At 36.8% G+C, this 1743-nt stretch carries 3 protein-coding genes; all 3 read left to right on the top strand.

Annotation, left to right across the window (positions count from 1 at the left end):
• The first annotated feature begins 55 nt into the window (after positions 1 to 55).
• A complete protein-coding gene (locus tag CIK98_RS19055; RefSeq protein ID WP_371683252.1) occupies positions 56 to 235 on the top strand; it encodes a PIN domain-containing protein in 180 nt (59 codons plus the stop codon).
• A gap of 211 nt (positions 236 to 446) precedes the next feature.
• A complete protein-coding gene (locus CIK98_RS07390) occupies positions 447 to 833 on the top strand; it encodes a hypothetical protein (protein WP_094383623.1) in 387 nt (128 codons plus the stop codon).
• Between the two features lie 150 nt (positions 834 to 983).
• Positions 984 to 1571, top strand: a complete 588-nt coding sequence (locus tag CIK98_RS07385) for a hypothetical protein (RefSeq protein WP_141210458.1) — start codon at positions 984 to 986, stop codon at positions 1569 to 1571.
• Positions 1572 to 1743: the final 172 nt, after the last annotated feature.

Genomic DNA, 1743 nt, shown 5'->3' with positions numbered 1-1743 from the left:
CTGACCAAAAGTTGCTGCCAATATTGTAAACGCCATATTATCTAGAGATAACATATTGTTCATTAATCCTGTTTATAGATTCAAATTGATTGAATCAGATCCAGATGATAATAAATTTGTGGATTGTACTATACATTCCAATGCAAAATATATAGTGAGCCAGGACAAACATTTTGGTATTTTGAGAGATATAGATTTTCCAAAACTGGATGTTATTGATATTGATACATTTTAGCACATTCTTTACAGATAATAAAATCCTCCCGAAATCCATGTGACATTTGACACTTGGGGTTATTGGATGGTGTTGAGAGAAGCCACATAATTGTAAATAATCTGAGAAATGTTTGGAGGAATGGGAAATAGTTTGTATATTTGCGGAAAAATAAGAGGGTTATAGGGCCAGGTACATTGGTTCACTCTTTCGAACCAGTGAACCTATCCCTATGATTCAAGAAGATGGCTTCTCAACGGTGGATTTCCGCTACGATGCCTGCGGGCTTTGGACAACATTCAGGTATCAGTATCCTGCCAGGGTAGTTGGAAATACGGAAAACGTCCATGAAACTACCTTGGTAGGGCATGAAAAGGGCATGAAAACTACCAAGAAAACTACCAAGAAAACTACCAAGAAAACATCTAGTATACAAGATGAAATAATAAATTGTCTTCAGAAGAACCCTTATGCTACAGTAAAAGAAGTGCAGATGCAATTCAAAAGTATGACGATTGACGGAATACAGTATCACATAAAACGCCTTAAGTCAATGGGGCTCTTAAAAAGAATAGGACCTGACAAGGGTGGATATTGGCAAGTAATGGATATGCAGTAAATGAATAAGTTATTTTAAAAAGAATACGTTATGTTGACATCATCAATGAATTCAAGCGACCTCCTTCGCATTCTGTCTGCGGATCATGAAAGAATCATAAGATGGGGGCAGTATAGGATAAAGGAGATGAGAAGTGAATTGCTAAGAGGAATGAAAGACAAAATATGGAAGTATTTTGACTATCATACCGATAATGCAGACTATATTATTGTGATACATTGTAATAGGGCTGGCAAATTTGGTATAATAAGATTTGCTTATATCAAAGAGACTAACGAATACTTGACGAAAATACAATGTGTTCCTGGATATAACGCAATTTCAGTACATATGCTGCACAGGTATGCTGAAAGGGTTCTAAAAAATAAAAACTTGTCTATTGGGGAAACATTACTTGCTTTTTCCCAGCAGAACATGTCTATTGTCATATATCATGATGATACGAATTTTGTCGCGGCAAATGGAAAGGGGTTAGTATTGATGAAATATGATGCTCGTCGTGACATCATATGTATGAAAACCTTCGTTAGTCTTGACATGTTAAAGGAAAGCCAGTATTCTGCATGGGAAAAAGTAAGTGAAATACTGAAAAGTAAACAAGAGTTCAAATCTTTTACTGCTCAACGAAAAGGAATGATAGGAGAGGAAAAGTGGAAATCTCTGGTGGATATTGACGATAAGCAAGTTTTGTCAAAACAAGAAGCATTTGAACTATATGCAACTTTTTACAAAGAATAGTGTGGAAAATAGGCAAGTTATGATGAATACATAGATAATGGGTCATAGGTCGAGTAGAGCGAGGGAGTTTCACCCTCACCCTCTCACAGAACCGTGCGTGAAAGTCTCCCCTCACACGGCTCTTCACACTCAACTCTTTGTGCATAGACATAACCTTGGAGTCTGACCTCTC

Origin of the sequence: Prevotella sp. P2-180, assembly GCF_002251435.1 — a bacterium.
In the GTDB taxonomy this organism is placed as follows: domain Bacteria; phylum Bacteroidota; class Bacteroidia; order Bacteroidales; family Bacteroidaceae; genus Prevotella.
Note: the sequence above shows the minus strand (reverse complement) of the source record. Positions and strands in the feature narration are given on the sequence as shown.